Raw genomic sequence first — 25,986 nt, 5'->3', positions numbered from 1 at the left:
CACTAACCGTTAATTTCAGAAATAAATCGTTGTTCATCCCAAACCGTCACGTTCAACTCCTGTGCCTTGACTAACTTACTACCAGCATCCTTACCAGCAATTACCAAGTCAGTATTTTTAGATACACTGCTAGTAACGTCAGCACCATGATCTTCGAGCCAAGCAGTTGCCTTAGGTCTAGTCATTTGTTCAAGTTTTCCGGTCAGTACGATTCGCTTTTGATTAAAGAATGAATTATCTGCACCCGATTCATCAGCATGGATATACGTCATATTGACCCCTACTGACTTCAACTGGGCAATCAATTCTTGAGCATGTTTGCTACTCAAATAAGTAGTGATACTATCAGCAATTACCGATCCCATTGAATTAATGGTTGCAATTGATTCACCATCAGCTGCCATTAATCTATCCATGGTTTGAAAATGCTCAGCAATTAATCGAGCAGCTTTGGCACCAACATGGCGAATCCCCAATCCAAACAATAGTCGTTCTAAAGAGTTACTACGACTATTATTGATTGAATCAATTAAATTTTCAGCAGATTTTTGCCCAAATTTATCTAAATTTAATAAATCATTAATTTGCAAGTGATAAAGTCCGGCCACATCGCTGACCAATTTATGATCAAATAATTGTTGAACAATCCGTGGGCCCAATCCAGTAATGTCCATTGCATTTCTAGAGGCAAAGTGAGTCATTTGCTCTGTCAACTGAGCTGGACAAGCTGGATTAATACAACGCAATGCCACTTCATCATCTAAATGAACCAGTGGTGCACCACAAGATGGACATTCACTAGGGATTTGATACGGCTTAGCATCAGCGGGGCGTTTATCAGCAATGAACTGTGAAATTTCAGGAATAATATCACCAGCCTTATGCAGCTTTACGGTATCACCAATTCGGATGCCCTTTTCTGCTAAGTAATCTGGATTATGAAGTGAAGCCCGTGAAACAATGGTTCCAGCTAATTTAACCGGTTCCATCACTGCGGTTGGGGTAACCACTCCTGTCCGGCCCACTGTCCATTCAATATCCAAAAGCTTAGTTTCAGCCTCTTCAGGAGGAAATTTATAAGCGATTGCCCACTTAGGAATCTTAACGGTCGCGCCAATTTTAGTTTGTAGCTTTAGATCGTTGACCTTAATTACAATTCCATCAATTCCATAGTCCAACCCATCACGTTGTTGCTGATATCGATCAATATATGCATTAATTTGATCCAAGTTATCAGCAACTTGGTAACTGGGGTTAATATTGAAACCTAAATCATTAAGTTCAGCTAATAACCCACTTTGTGTATTCGTCTTTAAGTCATTATAGTCGGCTACATTATACATAAAAGTACTTAGGTGCCGACTAGCTGTGATCCGTGGGTTTAATTGCCGTAGACTCCCCGCAGCTGCATTTCTAGGGTTTGCAAATCCACTTTCCCCGTTTCGTTCGCGTTCCTCATTCAATTTTGCGAATGATTTTTTGGGCATATAACATTCGCCACGAACTTCAATCGTAATCGGCCGGGTCAACTTTTGGGGGATTGAGGGAATCGTTTTTAAATTACGAGTGATATCTTCTCCAATTTGACCGTTTCCACGGGTAGATCCTTCTACAAAAACACCATTTTCATAACGTAATGAAATCGAAAGACCATCAATTTTTAGTTCGCAGTTAAATTGTTTAACTGCTGGATAATTTTTCTCCACCCGAATTGTAAAATCATCCAATTCCTGCTTTGAAAAAACATCACCTAGAGACAGTAATGGAATATGATGGTTAACCTTGGAAAATTGGGGTAATAACTTACCACCAACGTTTTGCGTAGGCGAATCAGCTGTTATTAAATTGGGATACTGCGTTTCTAATGAAACTAATTCTTGATAGGTCGAATCATAAACATCATCTTCAACGCTCGGACGATCTTGAACATAGTACTCTTGACTCCATTTTTTTAATTTCGGTTTGATTTGATCGATTCTTTGTTTGGCAGCTTGCTCAGAAAGTTTAGCACTCAAAACAATTCCTCCTCAAAAGAGCTATTCCTTAGTAATTGGTGCAAATGCAGCTAATAACCGCTTAATTCCGGTCGGATCTGGAAATGCAATGTCTAGTTCCATGTTTTCACCCGTTCCATCAACTTTGACTACGGTTCCAGTTCCCCATGCCTTATGCGAAACCTTATCACCAACGATCCAAGACTGGCTTGCAGCACCTGATTGATTGGAACTTGTTTTCTTATTATGGCTAGTAGGCCCCTGGTACGGTGAAGAGTTAGCAAAACGCGCCTGCCGGTTGTTTGGTGTATCGAACGGCGTTTTTAAACCACCACCATTGGTACTTCGGCCATTGGAATTAACTGCATCAATCAAATCAGGATTAATTTCCTCAATAAATTGAGATGCTGGGTTGGTCTGCCGACGTCCATAAAGCATTCTAGAAAAGGTATTCGTTAAGTACAACTTCTTTTGCGCTCGAGTAATTCCAACGTATGCTAGACGACGCTCCTCTTCTAGTTCCTTTGAGTCACTCATTGCCTTTGAAAGTGGGAAGATGTTATCTTCCATCCCAATCATAAAGACCACGGGAAATTCCAATCCCTTAGCAGCGTGTAACGTCATTAGAGTTACTTCGGGCGTGTTTTCAGCAATATCATCCTGTGCAGAAACCAATGATAAATCAGATAAGAAATCAACAAGTGCACTGCCCGCCTCTTCACTATCTGGGTGGGCGTCATCAAATTGCTTCGTTACGGATAAAAATTCTTCAATATTTTCAATTCTAGCACTAGCTTCCAGAGTTTTAGAAGCCTTTAACGTAGCCAAATAGCCTGTTTTTTCCAAAATTTCATTCGTTAAATCAGTTACGGATAGTTTAGGAACCTGATTTTGTAAATCAGTCATCACTGCACCAAAATTATCAATTGCCTTCCGGGCACGACTTCCGAGCTCATTATTTAGTTCAACGTTTTGACAAGCCTCGAAAACACTCCAATTATTTTCATTAGCAAACGTAACTAACTTATCAACGCTGGCAGCACCAATTCCACGTTTAGGTTCGTTAATGATCCGTTGTAAACTCATTGAATCACTAGGGTTAGCCATTAGCGTTAGGTACGCTAAGATGTCTTGAATTTCCTTTCGATCGTAAAACTTATGACCACCGACAATGGTATATGGAATATTAGATTTAAGTAATGTTTCTTCGATTACCCGTGATTGTGCATTGGTCCGGTATAAAACAGCAAAATCACCATATGAATAATGATTATCATTCATTTCAGATTTAATATTTGTAACTACAAACCGTGATTCATCGGCCTCGCTTTGAGCTCGATAGTAAGTAATTTTTTCACCTACAGCATTCTCTGTCCAAAGGTTCTTATCCCTTCGTTCATCATTATTTTGAATAACTGAATTAGCAGCCTTTAATATCGTTTTCGTTGAACGGTAATTTTGTTCCAACAGTGTAACGTGGGCACTTGGATAATCATCTTGAAAATCCAAAATATTATTCATATTCGCACCACGCCAGCCGTAGATACTTTGATCAGCATCCCCAACTACACAAACGTTTTCATACTTTTCACCCAACATGTGAACTAGACGATATTGGGCTTCATTAGTATCTTGATATTCGTCAACATGGATGTATTGGAATTTATCCTGATAGTATTTCAGAACTTCTGGTTCTTGTTCAAATAATTGAATTGTCATCATAATTAAGTCATCAAAATCAACCGACTGATTCCGGTGGAGTTCTTTTTGATAACGATCATAAACTTCACCAATCACCTTAATAAATGGATTCCCCACTGATTCATTCTTGGCGATGAATTCAGCTGGTGACTGTAAATCATTTTTAGCATTAGAAATTGATGATAAAATCGACCGTGGATTATAAGTTTTAGGATCATAATTTAAATCCTTCAAAATATTTTTAATTAACGTCTGCTGTTCACTAGTTCCAGCAATCGTAAATGCACGGTCATAGCCTAATTTATCAATATTCCGTCTTAAAATCCTTACACAAAGAGCATGGAATGTCGAAACCCAAACTTCATTCCCACTGGGACCTAACAAATTAACTACCCGTTCCTTCATTTCACGAGCAGCTTTATTAGTAAATGTAATTGCCAAAATGTGCCAAGGCAAAACTTGCTTATCTTGGATTAAGTATGCAATTCGATGGGTTAAAACGCGAGTTTTCCCGCTTCCAGCTCCAGCCATAATTAAAAGCGGGCCATCGGTGTTTAAGACCGCTTCAGTTTGCTTATCGTTCATCCCTACTAAAAGTTCGTTTTTGGACAACTCTATTCAATCCTCTCTCAGTTTCTTATCTTTATTATTATAGCATAGCCATTTTTTAAGCACTAATAACATAAAAGAGTCGGTATATTAAATATACCGACGCTCAATCAATTCCAAATATCAGAATTATTAACTTGTTCTAAAGTTTTATTTAAATCCTTTGTGGGAACCAAAATATGACCAACTACCCCATATTCATTTTCGCCCTTAGTATAAAATACGAATTGCCACCCCGGTTTCAACGCCCACTGTCGTTTTATTTCATCCATTTGATTTTGAGTAAACGTCCTCAAGAAGAACGTATCATCATCCACTTCAGGATAAGTAGGCAAACCGCAGATTGCTCTTAAATGCCCCTGGGTAACGCTTTCAATGCATCGATCAAAAATCATTGCATCTATATCTAGCTTTGGCTCAATCATTTTAATGTAGATGGTATCACTATTATTAATCATAAACTTAATTTTAAAAGCACCAAAGTAGTTCAGATGATCAGCAATGTTATATCCAATTCGATTCATTTCATTTTGTGCAGCCTTAGATAAATTAGTAATATTTGAAGCACTAACTAATTGATTACCATTATATCTGCATTGTACTAATGGCATTAATTTGGGAGCATCCTTCATGCCATGAACGATGTTTAAAGTATATTCGAATTCATGTTCAATATATGGTTCCAAAATATAGGTTCCTCGATCAAGCATTATCGAAGCCTTAGCAATATCAACTTGATTATTAATCACTAATTGTTGATCATTAAAAAACGATTTTTGGATTGGCTTTAAAATTGCTGGATACCCAATTGAATCAATCGAATTATAAATATCCGTCAATTCAACAATTGTAACGTAAGGAAGCGTATTAACGTTTAACTCACTTAAAAAAGCTTGCTCAATCAATCGATCGTTCATAATTTCTAACATATCATGTCCCTGTGGAACCCGGGTGAACTGTGAAATAAAATTAACTAAGTCAGCATCAGTCCTAATGGAATTATAGGTAACAACGTCACACTTTTTTGCAAAGTCAATCAATTTATCAGCATCCTTAAGCGAACCGTTGATTACAAAATCTGCAATCGAATCATATTGATTATCAGCATTATCAGTGTACATTCCGACTTTGATTCCATTCTTCTTAGCTTCCATAATTAAGTTAAATGAATTTACATCATTATTAATAATCCCAAGTGTATCACCAGGATAAATAAAATTATTTGCCAATTAAACCACTACTTTCAAATAAATTATTTCACGAACGTAACTTGGTTTCCTGAAAGGGATTTAATTCTAGCAAGTGACTCTAGTTTAATTCCACGATCAGTAATTAATTTATGGCCGTCTTGAAAACTCTTTTCAATTACAATTCCCACTCCACATGCCATAGCACCAGCGTCATTAATTATTTTTAGCAAACCTAATACTGCCTGTCCATTGGCTAAAAAATCATCAATAATTAATACCCGATCATTAGCGTTAACAAAGCGTTCATCAATACTAATTTGATTAGTAACCTGCTTAGTATATGAATAAACATCAGCAGAATAAACATTAGAATTATGAGTTAAACTCTTATGCTTTCTTGCAAATACCACCGGTACGCCTAAGTGAAGTCCAGCAAACACTGCCGGTGCAATTCCAGATGATTCCACAGTTAAAATTCTAGTGATTCGATCATTTTTAAATAACTTTGCAAACTCAGCCCCAATTTGATCCATTAATTTAGGATCGATTTGATGATTTAAAAAACGATCAACCTTTAGAATGTTATCAGGTAAAACCAAGCCTTCAGATTTAATCCGCTCTTCAAGTATTTTCATTATAGTGCTCCCATCAAAAGAATCTATTTATGCTTTATTTTAACTAGATTTAAAATTAAAAACAATCTTATTTCAATGATATGTAACAATTTTTAATAAAATAAATTGACATTCAATCAATTTTTAGTTATATTGCAAAGGATAAACTGTTTTTAGGAGATGAGCTTTTTGGCTAAAAATACTGAACTTAGTCCTGAACAAGCCAAGTACGATGTTGGTGATCAAGTTGCTTTTACATTAGAAAAACAAAAATTTGCTGGAATTGTTGAAAAAAGATACACCAATTCATTCCTTATTTCATTTAATTCTGATGATCCTGCAATTGTGGATAAATACCATAATAAGGTGGTTATCAATAATAAGAAGTTAAAGATGATTAAAGCTGCGCCTCATAAGAAGGAAGAACCTAAAAAAGAAGATTAGTTAATAAAAATAACAGCATCCAAAATTGGATGCTGTTATTTTTATTTTTTGGTAAATTTCAATAATGGCGTGGCAATTAGCGGAGTTAATCCAGCTGCGATTAACGCTTCTAACAATCCATTAGTTGCTAACACAGTCAAAAGATAAGGGAGCAGTGCTTTTACATTAATATGATAAAGTTCGTGTGCATAACCATGATAAAATACATAAATCATGCCGAGTAAGAAAATCGTATTAGTTAACGATCCCAATCCACCAACAATCGCTAGCCATGCTTTTCGGTGATTATAGCGGATAATCCTATTAAAGATTACTCCTGCCACTAGTCCAATCAGTATTCTTGGTAAAATGGACACGAGTGGATTAATAAAGACATACTGTGCTAATGGACTAGTCGGCCAGAAGAACGCCCGGATAAATGTAATGATTCCCCAAATTCCACCAATTAGCATTCCATCAGTAGTTCCTAATAAAACTGCAGCTAGTATTACAGTGACTGGAATAATGGTTAAACTTAATGGTCCAAATGGAATATAACCCAATCCTGGAATCGTTGTTTGAATTAAAATTAGTGCAATGAAGATTGATCTAGCTACCAAATGATAGTTTCTATTCATTAAAATTAGCCCTCCGAATAAAAAAACCCTGCTTCCAAACGGAAACAGAGCCAAAATGTATAAAATTGAATTTTAACGTTTTGAGAATTGTCCAGCCTTACGGGCCTTCTTCAAACCTGGTTTCTTACGTTCCTTCATCCGAGGGTCACGAGTTAATAAACCAGCACGCTTCAATGGACCACGAAAATCAGGGTCAACATCTAGTAATGCACGTGCAATTCCGTGACGAGTTGCTCCAGATTGACCAGAGTAACCACCACCATTTACGTTTGCATGAACATCGTAGTTACCTAAAGTTTCAGTAACATTGAATGGTTGCATGATTACTTCACGTAAGTTTGGAAATGGAATGTATTCTTCTACTGGCTTATCATTAATGATAACCTTACCAGTACCGGGTACTAAGAGTACTCGTGCAGTTGAATCTTTACGACGACCAGTGCCGCGATATTGTACTTGAGCCAAATTAGTCCCCTCCTTAAATTAATTTACTAATGTCTAACTTTTCTGGGTTTTGAGCTTCATGCTTGTGATCTTCACCAGCGTATACGTGTAACTTCAAGAATACTTGGTGACCCAAAGTACCATGAGGTAACATCCCCTTAACAGAAGTTTCAATTAACTTTTCTGGGGTATCTTCACGCATTTGACCAGCTGTCTTAGATTTTAAACCACCAATGTAACTTGAGTGATGGTAGTAAACCTTGTTAGCGGCCTTACGACCTGATAAAGCAATCTTTGAAGCATTAATAACAATAACATTATCACCAGTATCAACGTTTGGTGTAAATGTAGGTTTATTTTTTCCTCTTAAAATAGAAGCAACTACGGTTGATAAACGACCTAGTTCGATACCATCTGCATCGACTACGTACCATTTGCGTTCTACTTCACCTGGTTTTGCCATATATGTTGTACGCAATTTGAATTCCTCCATGTTTCTGTGTTTGTTCGACACCAACTAAAAGTTTCCGGGGCTTTATTGTGGGGCAAACAATACCAACTACAATGATACAAAGATTAGCTAATAAAGTCAATAAAAAATTACCTTTGTTTAACTGGTAATTTAGTTGGGTGGTCAGGATCATCACCTTCATAGTAAACTCTTTTTAAATAAAGCCCACTAGCCGGTGCCGTCAATCGAGCTTGATTCCGATTTTTAACTTTAAAAAGTCGCTCAATATCATTGACATCTCTTCGATTTGAGCCAATTTCAATCAATACTCCAGCCATAATTCTAACCATGTTATACAAAAATCCATTTCCATAAAATTCTAACACAACTTCATTTTGCTTACGATCTAAGTAACAAGTGGCTTCATAAATTGTTCTAACGTTTGTTTTCGCCGTGGAACCAGAAGCAACAAAGCTAGAAAAATCATGTTCACCGACTAACGACGGAATTGCCTGCTTAATTCTATTGATATCCACAGGAAACCGCCAATGACCAGTATAAAACCGTTTAAAGGGGTTTATAAATTCACTTAAATCAAATCGATACAGATACCGTTTTCCAGAAACGTCGTATCTAGCATGAAAATCATCATCAACAATGATAACTTGGCTCACTTCCATGTCCAGTGGCAACATACTATTAATTCCCTTTAACATCCCAATTTCACTAATTTTAAATGGAAAATCAAAGTGAATCACCTGACCCAGTGCATGCACTCCAGCATCGGTTCGACCTGAACCATAAACAATAATTGCTGGATTAGGATGCTTAGCCATCTTATTAATAACATTAGTCAATACACCCTCAACTGTTCGTTGATGCGGCTGCCTTTGAAATCCAGCAAAATTAGTCCCATCATAAGCTAACACCACTTTAAACCTTGCCAACTGCTTACCCCCTAAATGTAATTACTAAAATACCCACTAAAATAAAAATCAACCATGTATAAATATCTAATTTGGTAACCTTATAAATATGATAACGACTACGGTTATCACCATCGCGGTATCCACGTGCTTCCATTGCACGTCCCAGCCCTTCAGCATGTTTAAATGAACTAATAAACAATGGAATTAAAATTGGAACCATCTTTTTAGCACGAACAATAATATTCCCCTGTTTAAAATTAACCCCTCGTGAACTTTGGGCCTTAATAATCGTCTCGGTTTCATCCATTAGGGTTGGCACAAATCGTAATGATATTGAAATCATAAGCGACATGGTATAAACCGGAAATTTAAATCGTTTTAATGGCATTAATAACTTTTCAATTCCAGTCGCAATTGCTAACGGATCTGTCGTTAATGTTAATACGGTTGAAAAAATAATAATTAATAAAAATCGTAAGAAAATAAATCCAGCCGTCTTTAATCCATCATCGGTCACCATTAAAAAACCATACTTAAATATAATGCGACCAGTATTATCAAATAAAATTTGAATCACTACTGTAAAGATGATTACCCAAATTAGTGGTCTAATTCCCCTAATAAAAAACCGTAGCGGCGTTTTGGATGCTACTACAGAAACAAACGCCAATCCAATCATTAAGCCATAGGTAAGCACATTATTAGCAAAAAAAATAATCAAAACAAAGAAGATTGATAACATAATTTTAGAAGCAGGATCCATTCGATGAACAATAGAATCACCCGGAATGTATCGACCTAGTAATAATTTATTCATTTTCACCACTCATTTTAAAATTTATTTTATCCATCAGCGCCATTGTTAATTCATCGGGCGTTAGTGGAAACGAATCAAGCTTAATGCCAGCACTAGTTAACCGATCAACAAAACTAATTGTCTGTGGAACTGCTAAATTCATTTTAGTTAATAAGCCAGGGGCATTAAATAGTTCTCTAGGAGTCCCATTAAATTTCAACTTCCCATGGCTTAAAACAATGACCCGATTAGCAAATTCTGCCACTAGCTCCATTTGATGGGTCACTAATACGACAGTCGTCCCATATTTTGTCCGTAGTTTCTCAACTAGGTTCATAATATCAGCCTGCCCCACCGGATCCAGCCCTGCGGTTGGTTCATCTAATACTAATATTTGCGGGTGAATTGCTAGAATCCCAGCAATTGCGACTCGTCGCATCTGTCCACCTGATAATTCAAATGGTGAGCGTTTAAGTAGCTTTTCACTCAATCCGACCATTTTTAGGCTATCAATTGCTAATTGATGGAGCTCAGCTTCAGGAACCCCAAAATTACGGGGGCCAAAAACAATGTCTTTTTCAACCGTTTCTTCAAATAGCTGATTTTCTGGTTGTTGAAACACCATTCCAACTATTTTTTTAACTCCATCAATTTGTTTAACAGCAGTCTTTAAATTTAAAATGATATCGTTGATCATAACTGAGCCAGAGGTAGGTATTAACAACCCATTAATTTGTTGAATTAAAGTTGATTTACCACTTCCAGTATGTCCCACTAACGCAATAAAATCTTTATGGGCAACATTAAAATCAATATCAAATAATGCCCTAGATTCAAATGGTGTATTGGGTTGATACAGATAATTTACTTTTTCAAAGGAAATTGTTGAATCCATTTTATAAATGCTCCTTCATTTAGATATTGGTCAGGAGTTTCAACTCCTAACTTGTTTAGATGGCGTTTAATTATTTCCGGATATGGCAATGTTAACCCCATATTAATCAATTTTTGAGGTTGGCTAAATATTTCTGATGGCGTGTTTTCATCAACAACCTTCCCATCATTCATAACTAGAATGCGGTTAGCTAATTTTAATTCATTTACGTCATGTGTAATTGAAATGACGGTTAATTTATAGCGTTCTTTTAAATCCATTATTACTGACAGAATTTGTTCTTTACCAGCTGGATCTAACATATTAGTAGATTCATCTAAAATAATAATTTGTGGATGCAAAGCGATAATTCCAGCTAGCGCAACTCGTTGTTTTTGGCCACCAGATAAATTAGACGGCGATTTCATTTTAAAGGCACTCATACCAACTGCATCTAATGCTTTATTAACAATTTGATGCATCTGATTATATTCAATATTATGATTTTGCAGACCAAATGCAACATCATCTTCAACAGTTGCACCAACAAATTGATCATCAGGATTTTGAAACACCAATCCAATTCGATCCCGAACTTCCCAAACCGAATCAGGATTTAAATCAATCGAATCCACTTCAATTGAACCACTATCAATACTAATTAGTCCATCTAACGCGCTAACCAGAGTGCTTTTCCCACTACCGTTGTGACCGATAATCGATAGCCATTCACCCCGTTTAACATTAAATGAAACGTCATTCAATGAATAGTCATCATTTTCTGAGTATCTATATTTTAAATGATTAACTTTAATAATGTAATCCTCGATTGGTAATCCCTCAATTCTACTTTAGTAAATTTATGTATAAAAAAATCACTAACAGGTTAGCAATGCGTAGATAAAAATCTACATTCGAACTAGACTCGGGATTCCCATCATCATAACGTTCTATATTACTAACCCTAGTGATTTCACTTAATATGAAATTATAAACAATTAATCAACTAATTGTAAAATAACCATCGCAGCACCATCACCACGACGAGGCATGGTCTTGTACATGCGAGTGTATCCACCATTACGGTCGGAATACTTAGGCGCAACGTCATCAAAGAGCTTTTGTAAAGCAGTTTGAACAGTTACAGTGTCGCCACTTTCCTTAGCATCAGCAACAACATTTTGTAAAAATGCTGCAGCCTTACGACGAGCACTAAGATCTCCACGCTTACCAAGAGTAATCATCTTGTCAGTGGTTGAGCGAACTTCTTTAGCACGTGCTTCAGTAGTCTTAATTTGACCATTAACTAATAAATCAGTGGTTAAATTACGAAGTAATGAACGACGGTGAGCACTAGTGCGTTGTAATTTACGGTAACTCATATCTGGATATCCTCCTTTTAATCTTCTTTACGTAGGGATAAACCAAGGTTATTTAGCTTAACCTTAACTTCATCAAGTGACTTACGACCTAAGTTACGAACCTTCATCATATCTGGTTCACTTTTATCAGTAAGTTCTTGAACCGTGTTAATCCCAGCACGTTTTAAACAATTGTAAGAACGAACAGAAAGATCCAATTCTTCAATTGTCATTTCTAACATCTTTTCCTTATGCGTTTCTTCTTTTTCTACCATTACTTTTGTATTCTTAGCTTCATCAGTAAGGTTAACAAACATATTAAGGTGATCAGTTAGAATTTTAGCAGCTAAACTAACAGCTTCACTAGGAGTCATGGAACCATTGGTCCAAACATCTAGCGTTAACTTATCATAATCAGCTTTGTGACCAACCCGTGCATTTTCAACTTGATAGTTTACACGTTCGATTGGGGTATAAATGGAATCAACTGGTAAAACACCGATTGGCATTCCTTCATTTTGTTCCTTATTTTCATCTGCAGATACATAACCACGACCCTTATTTGCTGTTAAACGCATATGGAAAGTAGTTCCTTCTGCAACCGTAGCGATGTGTAAATCCTTATTTAAGATCGTAACATCTGCGTCAGCTTCAATATCACCAGCAGTAACATTAGCGGGCCCAGTAACATTGATCTCAAAAGATTTTTCGACATCATCTGAACCTTCAATTTTCAAATCAATTTTTTTAACATTAAGAATAATTTGCGTAACATCTTCCACAACACCCTTAATGGTAGAAAATTCATGTAAAACATCATCGATTTGAACACTGGTAATTGCAGCACCAGGTAAAGATGAAAGTAAAATTCTTCTTAAAGAATTACCAAGGGTTGTTCCATAACCACGTTCTAATGGTTCTACAACAACTTCACCATAGTTATCGGTTTCATCAATTTTATGAATATCAGGTTTTTCAAATTCAATCATTCTTATCTTCTACCCCTTTCAAAGCGTTGCGAGTCAATAAAAGTTTATTCCCGTTAAGCAAATAACGGATAAATAACCTTAAACCCGACGACGCTTTGGAGGACGAGATCCGTTATGAGGAACAGGAGTTACATCACGAATAGCTGAAACTTCTAATCCAGTAGATTGAAGTGCACGAATAGCTGATTCACGACCTGAACCAGGACCCTTAACAGCTACTTCAACGGTTTTCATACCATGTTCCATTGAAGTCTTAGCAGCAGCTTCTGCAGCCATTTGAGCAGCAAAAGGAGTTGATTTACGACTACCACGGAAACCTAAAGCACCAGCAGAAGACCAGGCAATTGCATTTCCTTGAGTATCAGTAATCATTACTAAAGTATTATTGAATGTAGAGTGAATATGAGCAACACCGGATTCAATATTTTTCTTTACACGACGCTTACGTGTATTTCTTTTCTTAGTTGCCATGAGAATTATTTACCTCCTTCTATAATTATTTTTACTTACTACCCTTTTTACCCTTACGAGTACGAGCATTGTTCTTAGTGTGTTGACCTCTAACAGGTAAACCACGACGGTGACGCATTCCACGGTATGAACCAATTTCTTGTAATAACTTGATGTTCATACTTACTTCACGACGCAAGTCACCTTCAATTTTGTAATTGTCAACAACTTCACGAATCTTATCTTCTTGATCAGGAGTTAAGTCACGAACACGAACATCTTCAGAAACATTTGCTTTTGAAAGAATTTCTTGTGATCTTGACTTACCGATACCAAAGATGTAAGTTAAACCGATTACGATACGCTTGTCACGTGGTAAATCAATTCCAGCGATACGAGCCATTAATTTTCACCTCCTATTTTTATAATAAATTACTTACCTTGACGTTGCTTGTGCTTAGGGTTAGTACAAATAACCATAACACGGCCCTTACGTCTAATAACTTTACAATTTTCACACATTGGTTTTACTGATGGACGTACTTTCATTCTAATTGCCTCCTAAACAAAAGTTTTACTTGAAACGGTATGTTATTCGGCCCTTAGTTAGATCATATGGAGATAACTCCACAGTAACCTTATCACCAGGTAAAATTCGAATGTAATGCATCCTAATTTTACCTGAAACATGAGCCAAAATATCATGTCCGTTTTCTAATTCAACACGAAACATTGCATTAGGTAAAGTTTCTAAAACTTTACCTTCAACTTCAATGACATTATCTTTTGACAAAGAAAAATCCTCCTAGAAATTTATAGATTATGCTAATACTAAATCAATAGTAATTAGCTTCTCAATCCTACATACATAGGATAGTTTAGCACACAAAATGCAACTGAACAATTATATCAACAATAAATTGATATTAAAGAGAAATTATACAGTAAATTTATCAAGGATTTTTGTAATTGCGTTAGTAACATCTTCAATAGACTGATTACCATCAACAGTGAATAATACATTTTTATTCTTGTAAAAATCAATTAATGGTGTATTCATCTTGATGTTAACATCCAATCGATTCTTAACTGTCTCCGGTTTATCATCACTACGTTGATAAAATTCATGTCCGCCACAAACATCACAAGTATCTTTAACTTTTGGCATTTTGTATAATTTGTGATAAGTAGCACCACAATTCTTACAAATAAAGCGACCAGATAATCTCTCAACCAATAATTTAGGATCAACATCAATGTTAATTACTGCATCAATTGGTTTATTGAGATCACTTGTGATGGTTTCTAAATCATTAGCTTGTTGTAAAGTTCTTGGAAAACCATCAAGCATGTAGCCCTTGTCGGTATCTCCCTGGGATAAACGATCCTTAACAATTCCAGAAGTAACTTCATCAGGTACCAATTCACCTTTATCAATATACTTCTTGGCTTCAACTCCCATTGGAGTTTGATCTTTAATCGCAGCCCGGAAAATATCTCCAGTCGAAATGTGAGGAATCCCATACTTTTCAACAATATATTCTGCTTGAGTACCCTTACCGGCACCAGGTAGTCCCATTAAAATAAGATTCATTGACATACTATTATCCCCCTAGATTTTATAAATCAGTTGGTCTTGATCCTTTGATGAATCCAACATATTCACGTTTCATCATCAATCCCTTGATTTGTCTGATTGCTTCGATGGCAACCCCAACGATAATCAACAAACTAGTACCACCTAGACCAACGGATTCACTCAAATTCCAAACGTTTTGAGCAATCAATGGGATCAAAGCAACGATTCCTAAGAAAACAGAACCAACTACACTCAAACGCATTAACAATCTAGAAATATAAGTTTGAGTCTCATTACCGGGCCAAACGCCTGGAATATAACTACCTTGCTTTGTTAAATTCTCAGAAAGCTTTTCTGGATTGACCTGAACGAAAGCATAGAAGAAAGTAAAGACAACAATCAGAAGTGTATATAATATAGAACCATAAATAGATTGCATATTAAATATTTGTGACATTATTTGATACCAAGTATCATTTTGGTGGTTATTTGCAAAGTAAATTAAAATCGTTTGCGGAGTTGAAATAAACGAACTCGCAAAGATAACTGGAATAACTCCAGCAACGTTAACTTTCAATGGTAGATAACTACTATCATTTGAACTAGAAACCCGTCTTGTATATTGGATCGGAATTCGACGTTCAGCTTGTTGAACCCATGTAACAAAAGTAATAATAATTAAAACGGCAACCGCAATTGCAGCTAAGAAAGCAATTCCTTGCCACAAACCAGAACCGTTTTCACCAAGAATATAATCAGTATATAATTGTTGAATTCCAACTGGAACTCTTGCAACAATCCCAGCAAAGATAATCATTGAAACACCCTGACCAATTCCTCGATCAGTAATCATATCCCCCATCCAGGTTGTTAACATGGAACCACCGGTTAGAATAATCCCGATACTTACATAAGTTCCAATCCCGGGATTCTTAACTAAATTCAAACTACTTAAAGTATTAAATCCAGCAGTAATTCCGACTGATTGAATAAACGCAAGAAAAACGGTCATAATTCTAGTAACCTGATTTAATTTACGTCGACCAACTTCACCTTGTTTACCCCATTCCACAAATTTAGGAACGATATCCATTTGGAGAAGTTGAACAACAATTTGCGCAGTAATATACGGTGAAACACCCATAGCAAAGATGGAATAGTTTGTTAATCCACCACCACTAAAGGTGTTTAAAATGCTAACCAATCCAGAAGATGAAACGCTTTGAAGTGCCTTAGCGTTTATACCAGGAACCGTAATAAATGAACCAAGTCTAAAAACAATCAGTACTCCTAGAGTAAAGAGAATTTTATTTCTAATATCCTTTATCTTAAAAGCGTTCGTTATGGTTGATAGCATTAGATCACCTCAATTTTACCGCCAGCGTTTTCAATTGCTGATTGAGCTGACTTAGAGAACTTGTTAGCTTTAACAGTCAATTTCTTAGTCAAATCGCCATCGCCAAGAACCTTAATTCCAAACTTAACGTTTTTAACTAAACCAGCATCTGCAAGACTTTCAGGAGTAACATCTGCACCATCATCAAATTGATTTAGTGATGCTAAGTTAACAACTGCATATTCCTTACGGTTAATGTTAGAAAAGCCACGCTTTGGCATTTGACGGTAAAGAGGCATTTGCCCACCTTCAAAACCTAAACGAGTCTTGCTACGAGCTTTTTGACCTTTTTGTCCACGTCCAGCGGTCTTACCCTTGCTTCCACGACCACGACCAATTCTTGATCTTGATGAACGTGAACCTTCAGCAGCTTTTAATTCATTTAACTTCATTAAAAGTACACCTCCTTATTAATTAATAAATTACTTAACTTGTTCAACTTTAACTAAATGTGCAATCTTGAATAGAGCACCACGAACAGCTTCGTTATCTGGTTTTACAACAGAACTGTTGATTCGGTGTAAACCAAGTGATTCAACGATTTTACGTTGCTTAGGGAGACGGTGCGTTGCACTATGAGCTAAAGTAATTTTTAATTGAGCCATCTCTAAACTCCTCCTTATTCTGCTAAGTGTTGAGCAGAAACACCACGTAAAGCAGAAACTTCTTCTGCACTCTTCAATGAAGTTAATCCTTCAAAAGTTGCACGAACAGAGTTGATTGGTGTATCTGAACCTAAACGCTTACTAGTAACATCACCGATACCAGCTAATTCCATAACGGCACGAACGGCTCCACCAGCAGCAACTCCAGAACCTTCAACGGCTGGCTTCAACATGATCTTTCCACCACCGAAGACACCAACAACTTCATGAGGGATTGTAGTTCCAACGATTGGTACTTCAATCAAACTCTTGCGACCAGCTTCAACAGCCTTACGAATTGCTTCTGGAACTTCTTGAGCTTTACCAGTACCGAAACCAACATGTCCGTTCTTGTCACCAACAACTACTAAAGCTGAGAAACGTAGACGACGTCCACCTTTAACAACCTTGGTAATCCGATTAATAGCAACAACATTATCTTCAAGTTCTAACTTGCTTGGGTCAATTTGGTTCGGACGAATTTTTTTAGCCATTTGTTGTCAATTCCTCCTTTTTAGAATTCTAGTCCATTTTCACGAGCGGCTTCTGCCAAGGCTTGAACACGGCCATGGTATAGATAACCTCCACGATCAAATACAACATTTTTAACGTTCTTCTTAGTTGCACGTTCTGCAACTAATTTACCCACGAGCTTAGCTTGATCAGTCTTGTTTCCTTCACTAACTTCGCTATCGAGAGTTGAGGCACTAGCAAGCGTCACACCCTCTACATCATCAATAATTTGAGCGTAGATGTTTTTATTAGAACGAAAAACGTTCAAGCGTGGGCACTCGGCAGTACCAGAAATCTTGTTACGGACACGCAAATGACGACGTTGACGTGTCTTGTTCTTATCTGGTTTTGAAATCAAAATAGTCACCTCTAATTTAATATAGTAGCAAAATAATAAGTAATAATAATATTACTTACCAGTTTTACCTTCCTTACGACGTACATATTCGTCTTCGTAACGAATACCCTTACCCTTATATGGTTCAGGTGAACGAACGGCACGAACCTTAGCAGCAAAATCTCCAACATGTTGTTTGTTGATTCCACTAATGTTAATAGTTGTATTATCTGGAACTTCTAGTTCAAGATCTTCTGGAACTTCCATTTCAACTGGATTTGAATAACCAACATTAAGAATCAAAGTCTTTCCCTTTAATTGAGTCCGGTATCCAACCCCAACAAGCTTAAGTGTTTTCTTGAAACCGTTAGAAACACCTTCAACGATGTTGTTGAAATTAGCACGCATAGTTCCATGAAGTGCACGAACTTTGTTAGTGTAACGAACACTAGGTTCAAAAGTAACAACGTTACCTTCAACCTTAACCGCAATTTCTGGTGAAAGAACTGTTGATAAAGTTCCCTTAGGGCCCTTAACAGTTAACTTATCATCATCTTGACTGAATTCAACCTTTTCAGGTAATTCAACCTTTTTATAACCAATACGACTCACAATTACACCTCCAATACTTTTAGAATTTTACCAAATGTAAGCTAATACTTCTCCACCAATCTTCTTGGCACGAGCTTCTTTATCAGTAATAACGCCTTCAGATGTTGAAATAATAGCAATTCCTAAACCATTTAAAACCTTAGGAATAGATTGTGAATCAACATATGATCGTAACCCTGGCTTAGAAATACGCTTCAAACCAGTGATAACACGACGGTTGTTGCGACCGTCGCTATCCTTACCGTACTTTAAGAATACGCGGATAACGCCTTGCTTGTCGTCTTCAATGTATTCAACATCGCGAACGAATCCTTCACGCTTAAGGATTTCTGCAATGGCACGTTTAATTTTTGATGCAGGAGCTTCAACTGATTCATGACGAGCCATGTTGGCGTTACGAATTCTAGTTAAAAAATCTGCAATTGGATCTGTCATAGACATAAACGATAAACCTCCCTTTATTTTTAAATTTTACCAGCTGGCCTTCTTCATACCAGGAATTTGACCCTTGTGGGCTAAATCACGAATACAAAGACGGCATAGATGGAATTTTCTGTAAACAGAGTGAGGACGTCCACAGCGTTCACATCTTGTATAGTTTTGAGTTGAGAACTTTGCAGGACGATTTGCTTTTAAAACTAATGCTTTTCTAGCCAATATAAAGCCTCCCTATTATTCACTATTTAGTGAATGGCATTCCGAATTGTGCTAATAATTCACGTGATTCTTCATCACTATTAGCAGTAGTAACAATAACAACATCTAATCCACGAACACGGTTAACGTTATCGTAGTTAATTTCTGGGAAAATTAATTGTTCACGAACACCTAAGGTGTAGTTTCCGCGACCATCGAATGATTTCTTGCTAACTCCATGGAAATCACGAACTCGTGGTAGTGAAACGTTGATCAACTTATCTAAGAATTCATACATCCGTTGGCCACGTAAAGTAACTTTAGCACCAATTGACATACCTTCACGCAATCTAAATCCAGCAATTGACTTCTTTGCCTTAGTAACTAAGGGCTTTTGACCAGAAATCAAAGCTAATTCAGAAACTGCTTCATCTAAGTTCTTAGCGTTAGTAACAGCGTCACCAACACCCATGTTCAAAACAATCTTATCAAGCTTAGGAGCTTGCATGATTGATGAGTATTTGAATTTTTCAACTAATGATTTTGAAATTTCATTAGCATATTTGTCTTGTAAACGACTTGGCATAACTGAGATATCCTCCTTTCACTAAATATTAATCAAGTGCAGTATTAGTTTTCTTTGAAAAACGAACTTTCTTACCGTTATCTTCTCTGATACCGATCTTAGTAGGTTCGTTATTAGAAGGGTCAATGATCATAACGTTAGAAACATGAATAGGTGCTTCTACATCATTAATCCCACCTTGTGGGTTAGTTTGTGAAGCTTTTTGATGCTTCTTAACGATGTTAACACCTTCAACTACTACGCGATCGTTTGAGGCAATAGTCTTAGTAACAGTTCCTTCTTTACCCTTGTCTTTACCACTGATTACACGAACTTTGTCACCAGTTTTAATTAACATATTATGGCACCTCCTTGGCGTTTAGTAGTGATTATAGTGTTTCAGGAGCTAGTGAAACGATCTTCATGAAATTGTTGTCACGTAATTCACGTGCAACTGGTCCGAAAATACGAGTTCCACGAGGGCTCTTGTCATCATTAACGATAACAGCAGCGTTTTCGTCAAAACGAATGTATGAACCGTCTTTACGACGAGATACAGACTTAGTTCTAACAATAACAGCTCTAACAACGTCACCCTTTTTGACAACGCCACCTGGTGTTGCTTGTTTTACAGTAGCAACAATAGTATCACCGATTCCTGCATAACGTCTGCTTGATCCACCTAAAACTTTAATAGTTAAAATTTCACGAGCACCTGAGTTATCGGCAACTTTTAAACGACTTTCTTGTTGAATCACGGTAAAATCCTCCCTTCGTATTTGAATCGTTGGAATACGATAAAATGACTAGATAGTAACAGCCTTTTCAACAATGTTAACTAAGCGGAAATGCTTAGTGGCTGATAATGGTCGAGTTTCCATAATTTCAACAATGTCGCCATTCTTAGCTTCATTCTTTTCATCATGTGCTTTATATTTCTTTGAATACTTAACCCGCTTACCGTAAGTTGAATGAGTCTTAGTAGTTTCAACAATTACAGAAATAGTCTTATCCATCTTGTCAGAAACAACACGACCACGGTATACCTTGCGTTCATTACGTTCTTCGCTCATGTATAAACCTCCTTTTATCGTATTCTTACTTGTTTAATTCTTTTTGACGAAGTGCAGTCTTAATACGTGCAATGTTCTTACGAACTTGTTTTAATCTTGCAGTATTTTCCAATTGTCCAGTAGCCAATTGAAAACGAAGGTTAAACAATTCTTCTTTGTAACCTTGTTCTTTTTCGTGCATTTGATCAGTGGTTAATTCATTAATTTCTTTAGCCTTCATTTGATTCGCCACCTACTTCCTTTTTAACAATCTTAGTACGTACAGGAAGCTTCATAGCAGCTAAACGTAAAGCTTCTTTGGCAACTTCGTCAGAAGTTTCGCCAACTTCAAACAACACCTTACCACGTTTAACAGGAGCAACCCATCCAGCAGGAGCACCTTTACCATTACCCATACGAACTCCGACACCTTTTTCAGTATATGATTTATGAGGGAAAATTTTAATCCAAACTTTCCCACCACGCTTCATGTAACGAGTGATAGCAACACGACAAGCTTCGATTTGTCTGTTGGTAATCCAGTGAGAATCTAATGATTGTAAACCATAAGTTCCGAAAGCAACTGATCTACCACCCTTAGCGCGACCACGTAATTTACCACGATGTTCACGACGATGCTTTACACGTTTTGGTACTAGCATGCTTATTCCCCTCCTTTACGGTTATTATTACGACGATTATTGTTACGACGGTTGTTGTTATTGTTGTTTGCAGGAACATCATTGTTTACTGCAGCTTGGCCTGGTAAAACTTCACCACGATAGATCCAAGTCTTAACACCAATAGCACCATAAGTAGTGTGTGCTTCTTCCCATGAATAATCAATGTCGGCACGTAAAGTATGCAATGGAACAGTTCCATCAGCATATGATTCGATACGAGCCATGTCAGCACCATTTAAACGACCAGCAACTTGGGTTTTAATTCCCTTAGCTCCTGAACGAACACTACGTTGCATTGCTTGACGCATTGCACGACGAAAGGCCACACGACCCTCAAGTTGAGCAGCAATGTTTTCACCAACAAGAATTGCATCTAAATCAGGTTTCTTGATTTCGATAATGTTGATGTGCACACGCTTACCAGTTAATGAATTTAATTGCTTACGAAGACTTTCAACTTCGGATCCACCCTTACCAATAACCATACCAGGTTTTGCAGTATGAATAGAAACGTTAACACGCTTTGCAGCACGTTCAATTTCTACAGTAGAAACAGAAGCATCAGAAAGTCTTTCTGCGATATATTTACGGATTTGGAGATCTTCCTTAAGATTAGCAGCAAAATCATGTTCAGCATACCATTTTGCTTCCCAATCACGGATGATACCCACACGGAATCCGTTTGGATTTACTTTTTGACCCACGCGTTATACCTCCTACTTTTCAGAAACTACGACAGTGATATGACTAGTTCTCTTGTTAATTGGTGAAGCTGAACCCTTTGCACGAGGACGGAAACGCTTTAAGGTTGGTCCTTCATTTACATATGCTTCACTTACAACTAAGTCTTCACGATCTAAATCAAAATTATTTTCTGCATTAGCTACAGCTGACATAAGAACCTTTGATACAACTGGAGAAGCACCCCGGGGAGTGAATTTCAAGATTGCACTGGCTTCTGCCACGCTCTTCCCTCTAATAAGATCAACTACAAGGCGGACCTTACGAGCGGCAATACGAACAGTTCTTGCAGTAGCTTTTGCTGATGTAACTTGTTCAGCCATTTATTAATCCTCCTTGTTTAAACAGTTTTCTTATCGTCACCCTTAGCGTGACCATGGAAAGTACGGGTTGGTACGAATTCACCAAGCTTGTGTCCTACCATGTCTTCTTGAACGTAAACGGGAACGTGTCTTCTTCCGTTATAAACAGCAATAGTATAACCAATAAAGCTTGGAAAAATAGTTGACCGACGAGACCAAGTTTTAATTACTGACTTCTTGTCAGAATCTTTTTGAGCATCAATCTTCTTTAGAAGACTGGCATCAGCGAATGGTCCCTTCTTTAAACTACGACTCATTATAAAACCTCCCTTACATTTTCATCAATGATTAATTATATTACATCTTTGAACCTTTACGACGACGAACAATCATCTTGTTAGAACGAGCACGCTTAGAACGAGTCTTCTTTCCAACAGTCTTCTTGTGCCATGGTGATAATGGAGATGGGTACCCAACAGGTGCTTTACCTTCCCCACCACCATGTGGATGATCATTAGGGTTCATTACAGAACCACGAACATGTGGACGTTGACCCTTGTAACGAGTACGACCGGCTTTACCAGTATTAACTAGTCCATGTTCTTCATTACCAACACTACCAATAGTAGCACGGTTAACAGAAAGAATCATTCGAACTTCACCAGATGATAGCTTAACTAAAGCATACTTACCTTCGTTACCTAATAATTGAGCTGAACCACCAGCAGAACGAACTAATTGACCACCCTTACCAGGCTTTAATTCGATGTTATGAATAATACTACCAACTGGGATTTTGTTCAATGGTAAAGCATTACCAACTTTAATATCAGCATTTACACCTGATTCAACCTTATCGCCAACCTTAAGTCCCTTAGGAGCAAGGATGTATGATTTAACCCCATCAGTGTATACTAACAAAGCAATGTTAGCAGTCCGGTTAGGATCATATTGGATTGATTGAACCGTAGCCATAACATCATCTTTGTTACGCTTGAAGTCAATGATACGGTATTGGTTCTTGTTACCACCACCACGATGACGAACAGTCATGCGGCCAGAGTTATTACGACCAGCTTGGTGTTTCTTGGCAGCCAATAAAGACTTTTCAGGCTTTTCAGTCGTAATAACTTCCTTATAGTTAAGGCTAGTCATATTACGACGACCATTACTGGTTGGTTTGTACTTTTTAAGTGCCAAAGTATTCCCCTCCTATTTTAAAATTTTATTTTTCACTAAATAATTGAATTTCCTTTGAGTCAGAAGATAAGGTAACAATCGCCTTACGACGTTTCTTAGTATAACCAATGAATGATCCTTGGCGCTTCTTCTTACCCTTAAGATTCATAATGTTTACTTTAACAACTTTAACATCAAAGATGTCTTCAATTGCCTTTTTAACTTGCGTCTTAGTTGCCCGTACGTCTACATCAAATGTATAACGTTTGTCATCCATTAAAGCAGTAGTTGCTTCAGTGATAACAGGACGCAAAATGATATCGCGTGATTCCATTATGCGAGCACCTCCTCTACTTGAGAAAGAGCAGCCTTAGTGATAACAACCTTGTCACTGTGAACAACATCAAGAGTATTAACACCCTTAGCGCTGATTACAGTAACATTTTCTAAGTTACGTGCTGATAAAGCAGCATTTTCATTGTCATCTTCTAAAACAACTAAAGTCTTAGTAGTAGCGTCTAAATTCTTTAATAAATTGCTGAAGTCCTTAGTCTTAGGAGCACTAAATGCTAATGAATCAACAACAACAAAGTTATCGTTAGCAACCTTTTCAGAAAGAACAGATTTAACAGCTAAACGAGTAACTTTCTTTGGAAGGTGGTATGCGTATGAACGAGGAGTAGGTCCGAACACAATTCCACCGCCACGCCATTGTGGTGAACGAATGGAACCTTGACGAGCACGACCAGTACCCTTTTGACGCCATGGCTTCTTACCACCACCACGAACGGCACTTCTGTTTTTAACAGCATGAGTACCTTGACGTTGTGATGCACGTTGCATAGTAATTGTATCAAATACAACACTATCGTTTGGTTCGATATTAAAAATGGCGTCATTTAAGTCAACATTTCCATTTTTACTACCATCTTGTTTGTATAATGCTACGCTTGTCATTTATTGTTCCTCCTTTCTTATTTTTTAGACCCACGAGCTGCAGATCTAACTACTAAAAATGATTTTTTGGCACCTGGAACGTTACCCTTAACAAGTAAAACGTTGTTATCAGTGTCAGCCTTAACAATTTCAAGGTTTTGAACGGTAACAGTATTGTTACCCATCCGACCTGGTAGCTTCATACCCTTAACAACACGGTTAATGATTGAACCTAATGAACCAGGACGACGGTGGTATCTAGAACCATGAGTTTCAGGTCCACGCGATTGACCATCTTTATGAATGTTACCTTGGTATCCATGACCCTTTGAGATACCAGTAACATCAACGATGTCACCTGCTTGGAAGACATCTGCCTTTACTTCATCTGCTACATTGTAATCACCAAGCTCAACATCTCGAATTTCTTTAATGAAGCGCTTAGGATTAGTCTTTGCTTTTGCTGCATGACCTTTTTCTGGTTTATTTGAACGAACAGCTTTTTTGTCGTCAAAACCAACTTGAATTGCTTCGTAACCATCATTTTCAGTGGTCTTCTTTTGCAAAACAACATTAGGAGTAACATCAATAACAGTAACTGGAGTTAATTCACCATTTTCACTGAATACTTGAGTCATTCCTACTTTTTTACCTAAGATTCCTTTTTTGGTCATGAGTACACCTCCGATATGATTGTATTTCTAAAAATTATAATTTGATTTCGATATCTACTCCACTTGGTAGATCAAGTTTCATCAATGAATCAACAGTTTTAGGTGTTGGATTCAAGATGTCGATTAAACGTTTGTGAGTTAACATTTCGAATTGTTCACGTGACTTCTTAAACTTATGTGGTGAAGCTAAAAGAGTGTAAACAGTCCGATCAGTAGGCAATGGAATTGGACCAGAAATCTTGGCACCAGTTCTTTGAGCCGTAGCGACAATCTTTTCAGCAGATTGATCTAAAATGCGGTGTTCATAAGCCTTTAATCGAATACGAATTTTTTGTTTTGCCATTGTATTCCCTCCTTCGTCTATTTTAAAAATAAGACTAACTCCGTGAAAGTTCCCGACTCAACCCTCATGGCAATGCAACCGGGTGTGCCGCAATCTCTCACATCAATGCTATCATCTGTCCTGTTTAGGGTATATTAACCCCTCAAAAATCAGTACTTAACTATAATACCCGATTTATAGCTTAGTTGCAAGGGTTTGTATAAAATAATTGATCATTTCAAAATTATTTTTAAAATCTTTTCTGTAATCATTATCATTACTTTTTTATGTTAGCAATTTAATTTTAAATCAATTTATTTATGTATAGAAAAAAGAGCTCATAGCTACGAGC

41 protein-coding genes are annotated in these 25,986 nt (G+C 37.1%); 1 reads left to right on the top strand and 40 read right to left on the bottom strand.

Annotated features, from left to right (window positions below; all coding sequences use genetic code 11):
* Nucleotides 1-2: 2 nt before the first annotated feature.
* The 4 genes from ligA to MOO44_RS05575 all read right to left on the bottom strand — a co-directional run bounded on the left by ligA (nt 3) and on the right by MOO44_RS05575 (nt 6,129).
* Entirely contained in the window at nt 3-2,015 is a 2,013-nt protein-coding gene (gene ligA, locus MOO44_RS05590; protein ID WP_260116188.1) for an NAD-dependent DNA ligase LigA, read from the bottom strand.
* 21 nt (nt 2,016-2,036) lie between these two features.
* On the bottom strand, nt 2,037-4,307 hold the full coding sequence (gene pcrA, locus MOO44_RS05585) for a DNA helicase PcrA (protein WP_260116187.1): 2,271 nt from the start codon (nt 4,305-4,307) through the stop codon (nt 2,037-2,039).
* Between the two features lie 107 nt (nt 4,308-4,414).
* Nucleotides 4,415-5,533, bottom strand: coding sequence for an ATP-grasp domain-containing protein (locus MOO44_RS05580; RefSeq protein ID WP_260116186.1), 1,119 nt, complete (start codon nt 5,531-5,533; stop codon nt 4,415-4,417).
* Between the two features lie 23 nt (nt 5,534-5,556).
* A complete protein-coding gene (locus tag MOO44_RS05575; RefSeq protein ID WP_260116185.1) occupies nt 5,557-6,129 on the bottom strand; it encodes a xanthine phosphoribosyltransferase in 573 nt (190 codons plus the stop codon).
* A gap of 159 nt (nt 6,130-6,288) precedes the next feature.
* Between MOO44_RS05575 and MOO44_RS05570 the strand changes: the two genes are divergently transcribed.
* Nucleotides 6,289-6,552 (top strand): DUF2187 domain-containing protein, encoded by a 264-nt coding sequence (locus MOO44_RS05570; protein ID WP_423802901.1) that lies wholly within the window; start codon nt 6,289-6,291, stop codon nt 6,550-6,552.
* Nucleotides 6,553-6,593: 41 nt separating this feature from the next.
* Here the strand turns inward: MOO44_RS05570 and MOO44_RS05565 are convergent, their stop codons facing one another.
* From MOO44_RS05565 to rpsJ, 36 genes are all read right to left on the bottom strand, one after another.
* Nucleotides 6,594-7,169 (bottom strand): ECF transporter S component, encoded by a 576-nt coding sequence (locus MOO44_RS05565; protein ID WP_260116183.1) that lies wholly within the window; start codon nt 7,167-7,169, stop codon nt 6,594-6,596.
* Between the two features lie 72 nt (nt 7,170-7,241).
* Nucleotides 7,242-7,634 carry a 30S ribosomal protein S9 gene (rpsI, locus tag MOO44_RS05560; RefSeq protein ID WP_260116182.1) on the bottom strand — a complete coding sequence of 131 codons (393 nt, stop codon included), beginning with the start codon at nt 7,632-7,634 and terminating at the stop codon, nt 7,242-7,244.
* A gap of 13 nt (nt 7,635-7,647) precedes the next feature.
* Nucleotides 7,648-8,091 (bottom strand): 50S ribosomal protein L13, encoded by a 444-nt coding sequence (gene rplM, locus MOO44_RS05555; RefSeq protein ID WP_260116181.1) that lies wholly within the window; start codon nt 8,089-8,091, stop codon nt 7,648-7,650.
* A 122-nt stretch (nt 8,092-8,213) separates the two neighbouring features.
* Complete coding sequence (gene truA, locus MOO44_RS05550) at nt 8,214-9,011, bottom strand: tRNA pseudouridine(38-40) synthase TruA (protein WP_260116180.1); 798 nt, start codon at nt 9,009-9,011, stop codon at nt 8,214-8,216.
* A gap of 4 nt (nt 9,012-9,015) precedes the next feature.
* Nucleotides 9,016-9,810 carry an energy-coupling factor transporter transmembrane component T family protein gene (locus MOO44_RS05545; protein WP_260116179.1) on the bottom strand — a complete coding sequence of 265 codons (795 nt, stop codon included), beginning with the start codon at nt 9,808-9,810 and terminating at the stop codon, nt 9,016-9,018.
* Nucleotides 9,803-10,684, bottom strand: a complete 882-nt coding sequence (locus MOO44_RS05540; RefSeq protein ID WP_260116178.1) for an energy-coupling factor transporter ATPase — start codon at nt 10,682-10,684, stop codon at nt 9,803-9,805. Before MOO44_RS05540 ends, MOO44_RS05545 begins: the two co-directional genes overlap by 8 nt.
* Complete coding sequence (locus MOO44_RS05535; protein ID WP_423802930.1) at nt 10,654-11,493, bottom strand: energy-coupling factor transporter ATPase; 840 nt, start codon at nt 11,491-11,493, stop codon at nt 10,654-10,656. Before MOO44_RS05535 ends, MOO44_RS05540 begins: the two co-directional genes overlap by 31 nt.
* A 168-nt stretch (nt 11,494-11,661) precedes the next feature.
* Nucleotides 11,662-12,045 carry a 50S ribosomal protein L17 gene (gene rplQ / locus MOO44_RS05530; RefSeq protein ID WP_260116176.1) on the bottom strand — a complete coding sequence of 128 codons (384 nt, stop codon included), beginning with the start codon at nt 12,043-12,045 and terminating at the stop codon, nt 11,662-11,664.
* 17 nt (nt 12,046-12,062) lie between these two features.
* Complete coding sequence (locus MOO44_RS05525) at nt 12,063-13,013, bottom strand: DNA-directed RNA polymerase subunit alpha (RefSeq protein ID WP_260116175.1); 951 nt, start codon at nt 13,011-13,013, stop codon at nt 12,063-12,065.
* 78 nt (nt 13,014-13,091) lie between these two features.
* Nucleotides 13,092-13,484, bottom strand: coding sequence for a 30S ribosomal protein S11 (rpsK, locus tag MOO44_RS05520; protein WP_260116174.1), 393 nt, complete (start codon nt 13,482-13,484; stop codon nt 13,092-13,094).
* 31 nt (nt 13,485-13,515) lie between these two features.
* The gene (rpsM, locus tag MOO44_RS05515; protein WP_260116173.1) at nt 13,516-13,866 is read right to left on the bottom strand and encodes a 30S ribosomal protein S13; all 351 of its coding nucleotides are present in this window, start codon (nt 13,864-13,866) and stop codon (nt 13,516-13,518) included.
* A 29-nt stretch (nt 13,867-13,895) separates the two neighbouring features.
* Nucleotides 13,896-14,012, bottom strand: coding sequence for a 50S ribosomal protein L36 (gene rpmJ / locus MOO44_RS05510; RefSeq protein WP_219054220.1), 117 nt, complete (start codon nt 14,010-14,012; stop codon nt 13,896-13,898).
* A 25-nt stretch (nt 14,013-14,037) separates the two neighbouring features.
* Nucleotides 14,038-14,256, bottom strand: a complete 219-nt coding sequence (gene infA, locus MOO44_RS05505) for a translation initiation factor IF-1 (protein ID WP_219054219.1) — start codon at nt 14,254-14,256, stop codon at nt 14,038-14,040.
* A 144-nt stretch (nt 14,257-14,400) separates the two neighbouring features.
* Nucleotides 14,401-15,057: an adenylate kinase gene (locus tag MOO44_RS05500; RefSeq protein WP_260117306.1), complete on the bottom strand. Its 657-nt coding sequence runs from the start codon at nt 15,055-15,057 to the stop codon at nt 14,401-14,403.
* Between the two features lie 25 nt (nt 15,058-15,082).
* Nucleotides 15,083-16,399, bottom strand: a complete 1,317-nt coding sequence (secY, locus tag MOO44_RS05495; RefSeq protein WP_260116172.1) for a preprotein translocase subunit SecY — start codon at nt 16,397-16,399, stop codon at nt 15,083-15,085.
* The gene (gene rplO / locus MOO44_RS05490) at nt 16,399-16,830 is read right to left on the bottom strand and encodes a 50S ribosomal protein L15 (protein WP_260116171.1); all 432 of its coding nucleotides are present in this window, start codon (nt 16,828-16,830) and stop codon (nt 16,399-16,401) included. The genes secY and rplO overlap by 1 nt, the downstream gene beginning before the upstream one ends.
* A 30-nt stretch (nt 16,831-16,860) precedes the next feature.
* Entirely contained in the window at nt 16,861-17,043 is a 183-nt protein-coding gene (gene rpmD, locus MOO44_RS05485; protein WP_260116170.1) for a 50S ribosomal protein L30, read from the bottom strand.
* Between the two features lie 14 nt (nt 17,044-17,057).
* The gene (gene rpsE, locus MOO44_RS05480) at nt 17,058-17,576 is read right to left on the bottom strand and encodes a 30S ribosomal protein S5 (protein WP_260116169.1); all 519 of its coding nucleotides are present in this window, start codon (nt 17,574-17,576) and stop codon (nt 17,058-17,060) included.
* A 20-nt stretch (nt 17,577-17,596) separates the two neighbouring features.
* On the bottom strand, nt 17,597-17,953 hold the full coding sequence (gene rplR / locus MOO44_RS05475; protein ID WP_260116168.1) for a 50S ribosomal protein L18: 357 nt from the start codon (nt 17,951-17,953) through the stop codon (nt 17,597-17,599).
* 51 nt (nt 17,954-18,004) lie between these two features.
* Entirely contained in the window at nt 18,005-18,544 is a 540-nt protein-coding gene (rplF, locus tag MOO44_RS05470) for a 50S ribosomal protein L6 (RefSeq protein ID WP_260116167.1), read from the bottom strand.
* Between the two features lie 27 nt (nt 18,545-18,571).
* Nucleotides 18,572-18,985 carry a 30S ribosomal protein S8 gene (gene rpsH / locus MOO44_RS05465; protein WP_260116166.1) on the bottom strand — a complete coding sequence of 138 codons (414 nt, stop codon included), beginning with the start codon at nt 18,983-18,985 and terminating at the stop codon, nt 18,572-18,574.
* A 30-nt stretch (nt 18,986-19,015) separates the two neighbouring features.
* On the bottom strand, nt 19,016-19,201 hold the full coding sequence (locus tag MOO44_RS05460; RefSeq protein ID WP_219054210.1) for a type Z 30S ribosomal protein S14: 186 nt from the start codon (nt 19,199-19,201) through the stop codon (nt 19,016-19,018).
* 22 nt (nt 19,202-19,223) lie between these two features.
* The gene (rplE, locus tag MOO44_RS05455; RefSeq protein ID WP_260116165.1) at nt 19,224-19,766 is read right to left on the bottom strand and encodes a 50S ribosomal protein L5; all 543 of its coding nucleotides are present in this window, start codon (nt 19,764-19,766) and stop codon (nt 19,224-19,226) included.
* A gap of 28 nt (nt 19,767-19,794) precedes the next feature.
* Nucleotides 19,795-20,103, bottom strand: a complete 309-nt coding sequence (gene rplX / locus MOO44_RS05450) for a 50S ribosomal protein L24 (RefSeq protein ID WP_260116164.1) — start codon at nt 20,101-20,103, stop codon at nt 19,795-19,797.
* 31 nt (nt 20,104-20,134) lie between these two features.
* A complete protein-coding gene (gene rplN / locus MOO44_RS05445) occupies nt 20,135-20,503 on the bottom strand; it encodes a 50S ribosomal protein L14 (protein WP_260116163.1) in 369 nt (122 codons plus the stop codon).
* 48 nt (nt 20,504-20,551) lie between these two features.
* A complete protein-coding gene (gene rpsQ, locus MOO44_RS05440) occupies nt 20,552-20,818 on the bottom strand; it encodes a 30S ribosomal protein S17 (RefSeq protein WP_260116162.1) in 267 nt (88 codons plus the stop codon).
* Between the two features lie 25 nt (nt 20,819-20,843).
* Nucleotides 20,844-21,038, bottom strand: coding sequence for a 50S ribosomal protein L29 (rpmC, locus tag MOO44_RS05435; RefSeq protein WP_219054205.1), 195 nt, complete (start codon nt 21,036-21,038; stop codon nt 20,844-20,846).
* Nucleotides 21,028-21,459: a 50S ribosomal protein L16 gene (rplP, locus tag MOO44_RS05430; RefSeq protein ID WP_260116161.1), complete on the bottom strand. Its 432-nt coding sequence runs from the start codon at nt 21,457-21,459 to the stop codon at nt 21,028-21,030. Before rplP ends, rpmC begins: the two co-directional genes overlap by 11 nt.
* Nucleotides 21,460-21,461: 2 nt before the next feature.
* The gene (gene rpsC, locus MOO44_RS05425; protein ID WP_260116160.1) at nt 21,462-22,184 is read right to left on the bottom strand and encodes a 30S ribosomal protein S3; all 723 of its coding nucleotides are present in this window, start codon (nt 22,182-22,184) and stop codon (nt 21,462-21,464) included.
* A gap of 12 nt (nt 22,185-22,196) precedes the next feature.
* Nucleotides 22,197-22,544 (bottom strand): 50S ribosomal protein L22, encoded by a 348-nt coding sequence (rplV, locus tag MOO44_RS05420; RefSeq protein ID WP_219054202.1) that lies wholly within the window; start codon nt 22,542-22,544, stop codon nt 22,197-22,199.
* Nucleotides 22,545-22,561: 17 nt separating this feature from the next.
* A complete protein-coding gene (gene rpsS / locus MOO44_RS05415) occupies nt 22,562-22,840 on the bottom strand; it encodes a 30S ribosomal protein S19 (protein WP_260116159.1) in 279 nt (92 codons plus the stop codon).
* A gap of 40 nt (nt 22,841-22,880) precedes the next feature.
* Nucleotides 22,881-23,723: a 50S ribosomal protein L2 gene (gene rplB, locus MOO44_RS05410; RefSeq protein ID WP_260116158.1), complete on the bottom strand. Its 843-nt coding sequence runs from the start codon at nt 23,721-23,723 to the stop codon at nt 22,881-22,883.
* A gap of 25 nt (nt 23,724-23,748) precedes the next feature.
* Entirely contained in the window at nt 23,749-24,036 is a 288-nt protein-coding gene (gene rplW / locus MOO44_RS05405; protein WP_260116157.1) for a 50S ribosomal protein L23, read from the bottom strand.
* Entirely contained in the window at nt 24,036-24,659 is a 624-nt protein-coding gene (rplD, locus tag MOO44_RS05400; protein WP_260116156.1) for a 50S ribosomal protein L4, read from the bottom strand. Before rplD ends, rplW begins: the two co-directional genes overlap by 1 nt.
* A gap of 17 nt (nt 24,660-24,676) precedes the next feature.
* A complete protein-coding gene (gene rplC, locus MOO44_RS05395; RefSeq protein WP_260116155.1) occupies nt 24,677-25,312 on the bottom strand; it encodes a 50S ribosomal protein L3 in 636 nt (211 codons plus the stop codon).
* Between the two features lie 34 nt (nt 25,313-25,346).
* Complete coding sequence (gene rpsJ / locus MOO44_RS05390) at nt 25,347-25,655, bottom strand: 30S ribosomal protein S10 (protein ID WP_219054196.1); 309 nt, start codon at nt 25,653-25,655, stop codon at nt 25,347-25,349.
* Nucleotides 25,656-25,986: the final 331 nt, after the last annotated feature.

The sequence above is a fragment of the Nicoliella spurrieriana genome, from assembly GCF_023380205.1.
Lineage (GTDB): Bacteria > Bacillota > Bacilli > Lactobacillales > Lactobacillaceae > Nicoliella > Nicoliella spurrieriana.
The sequence above is the reverse complement of the archived record's forward strand: the minus strand, read 5'-3'. Positions and strand labels throughout refer to the sequence as shown.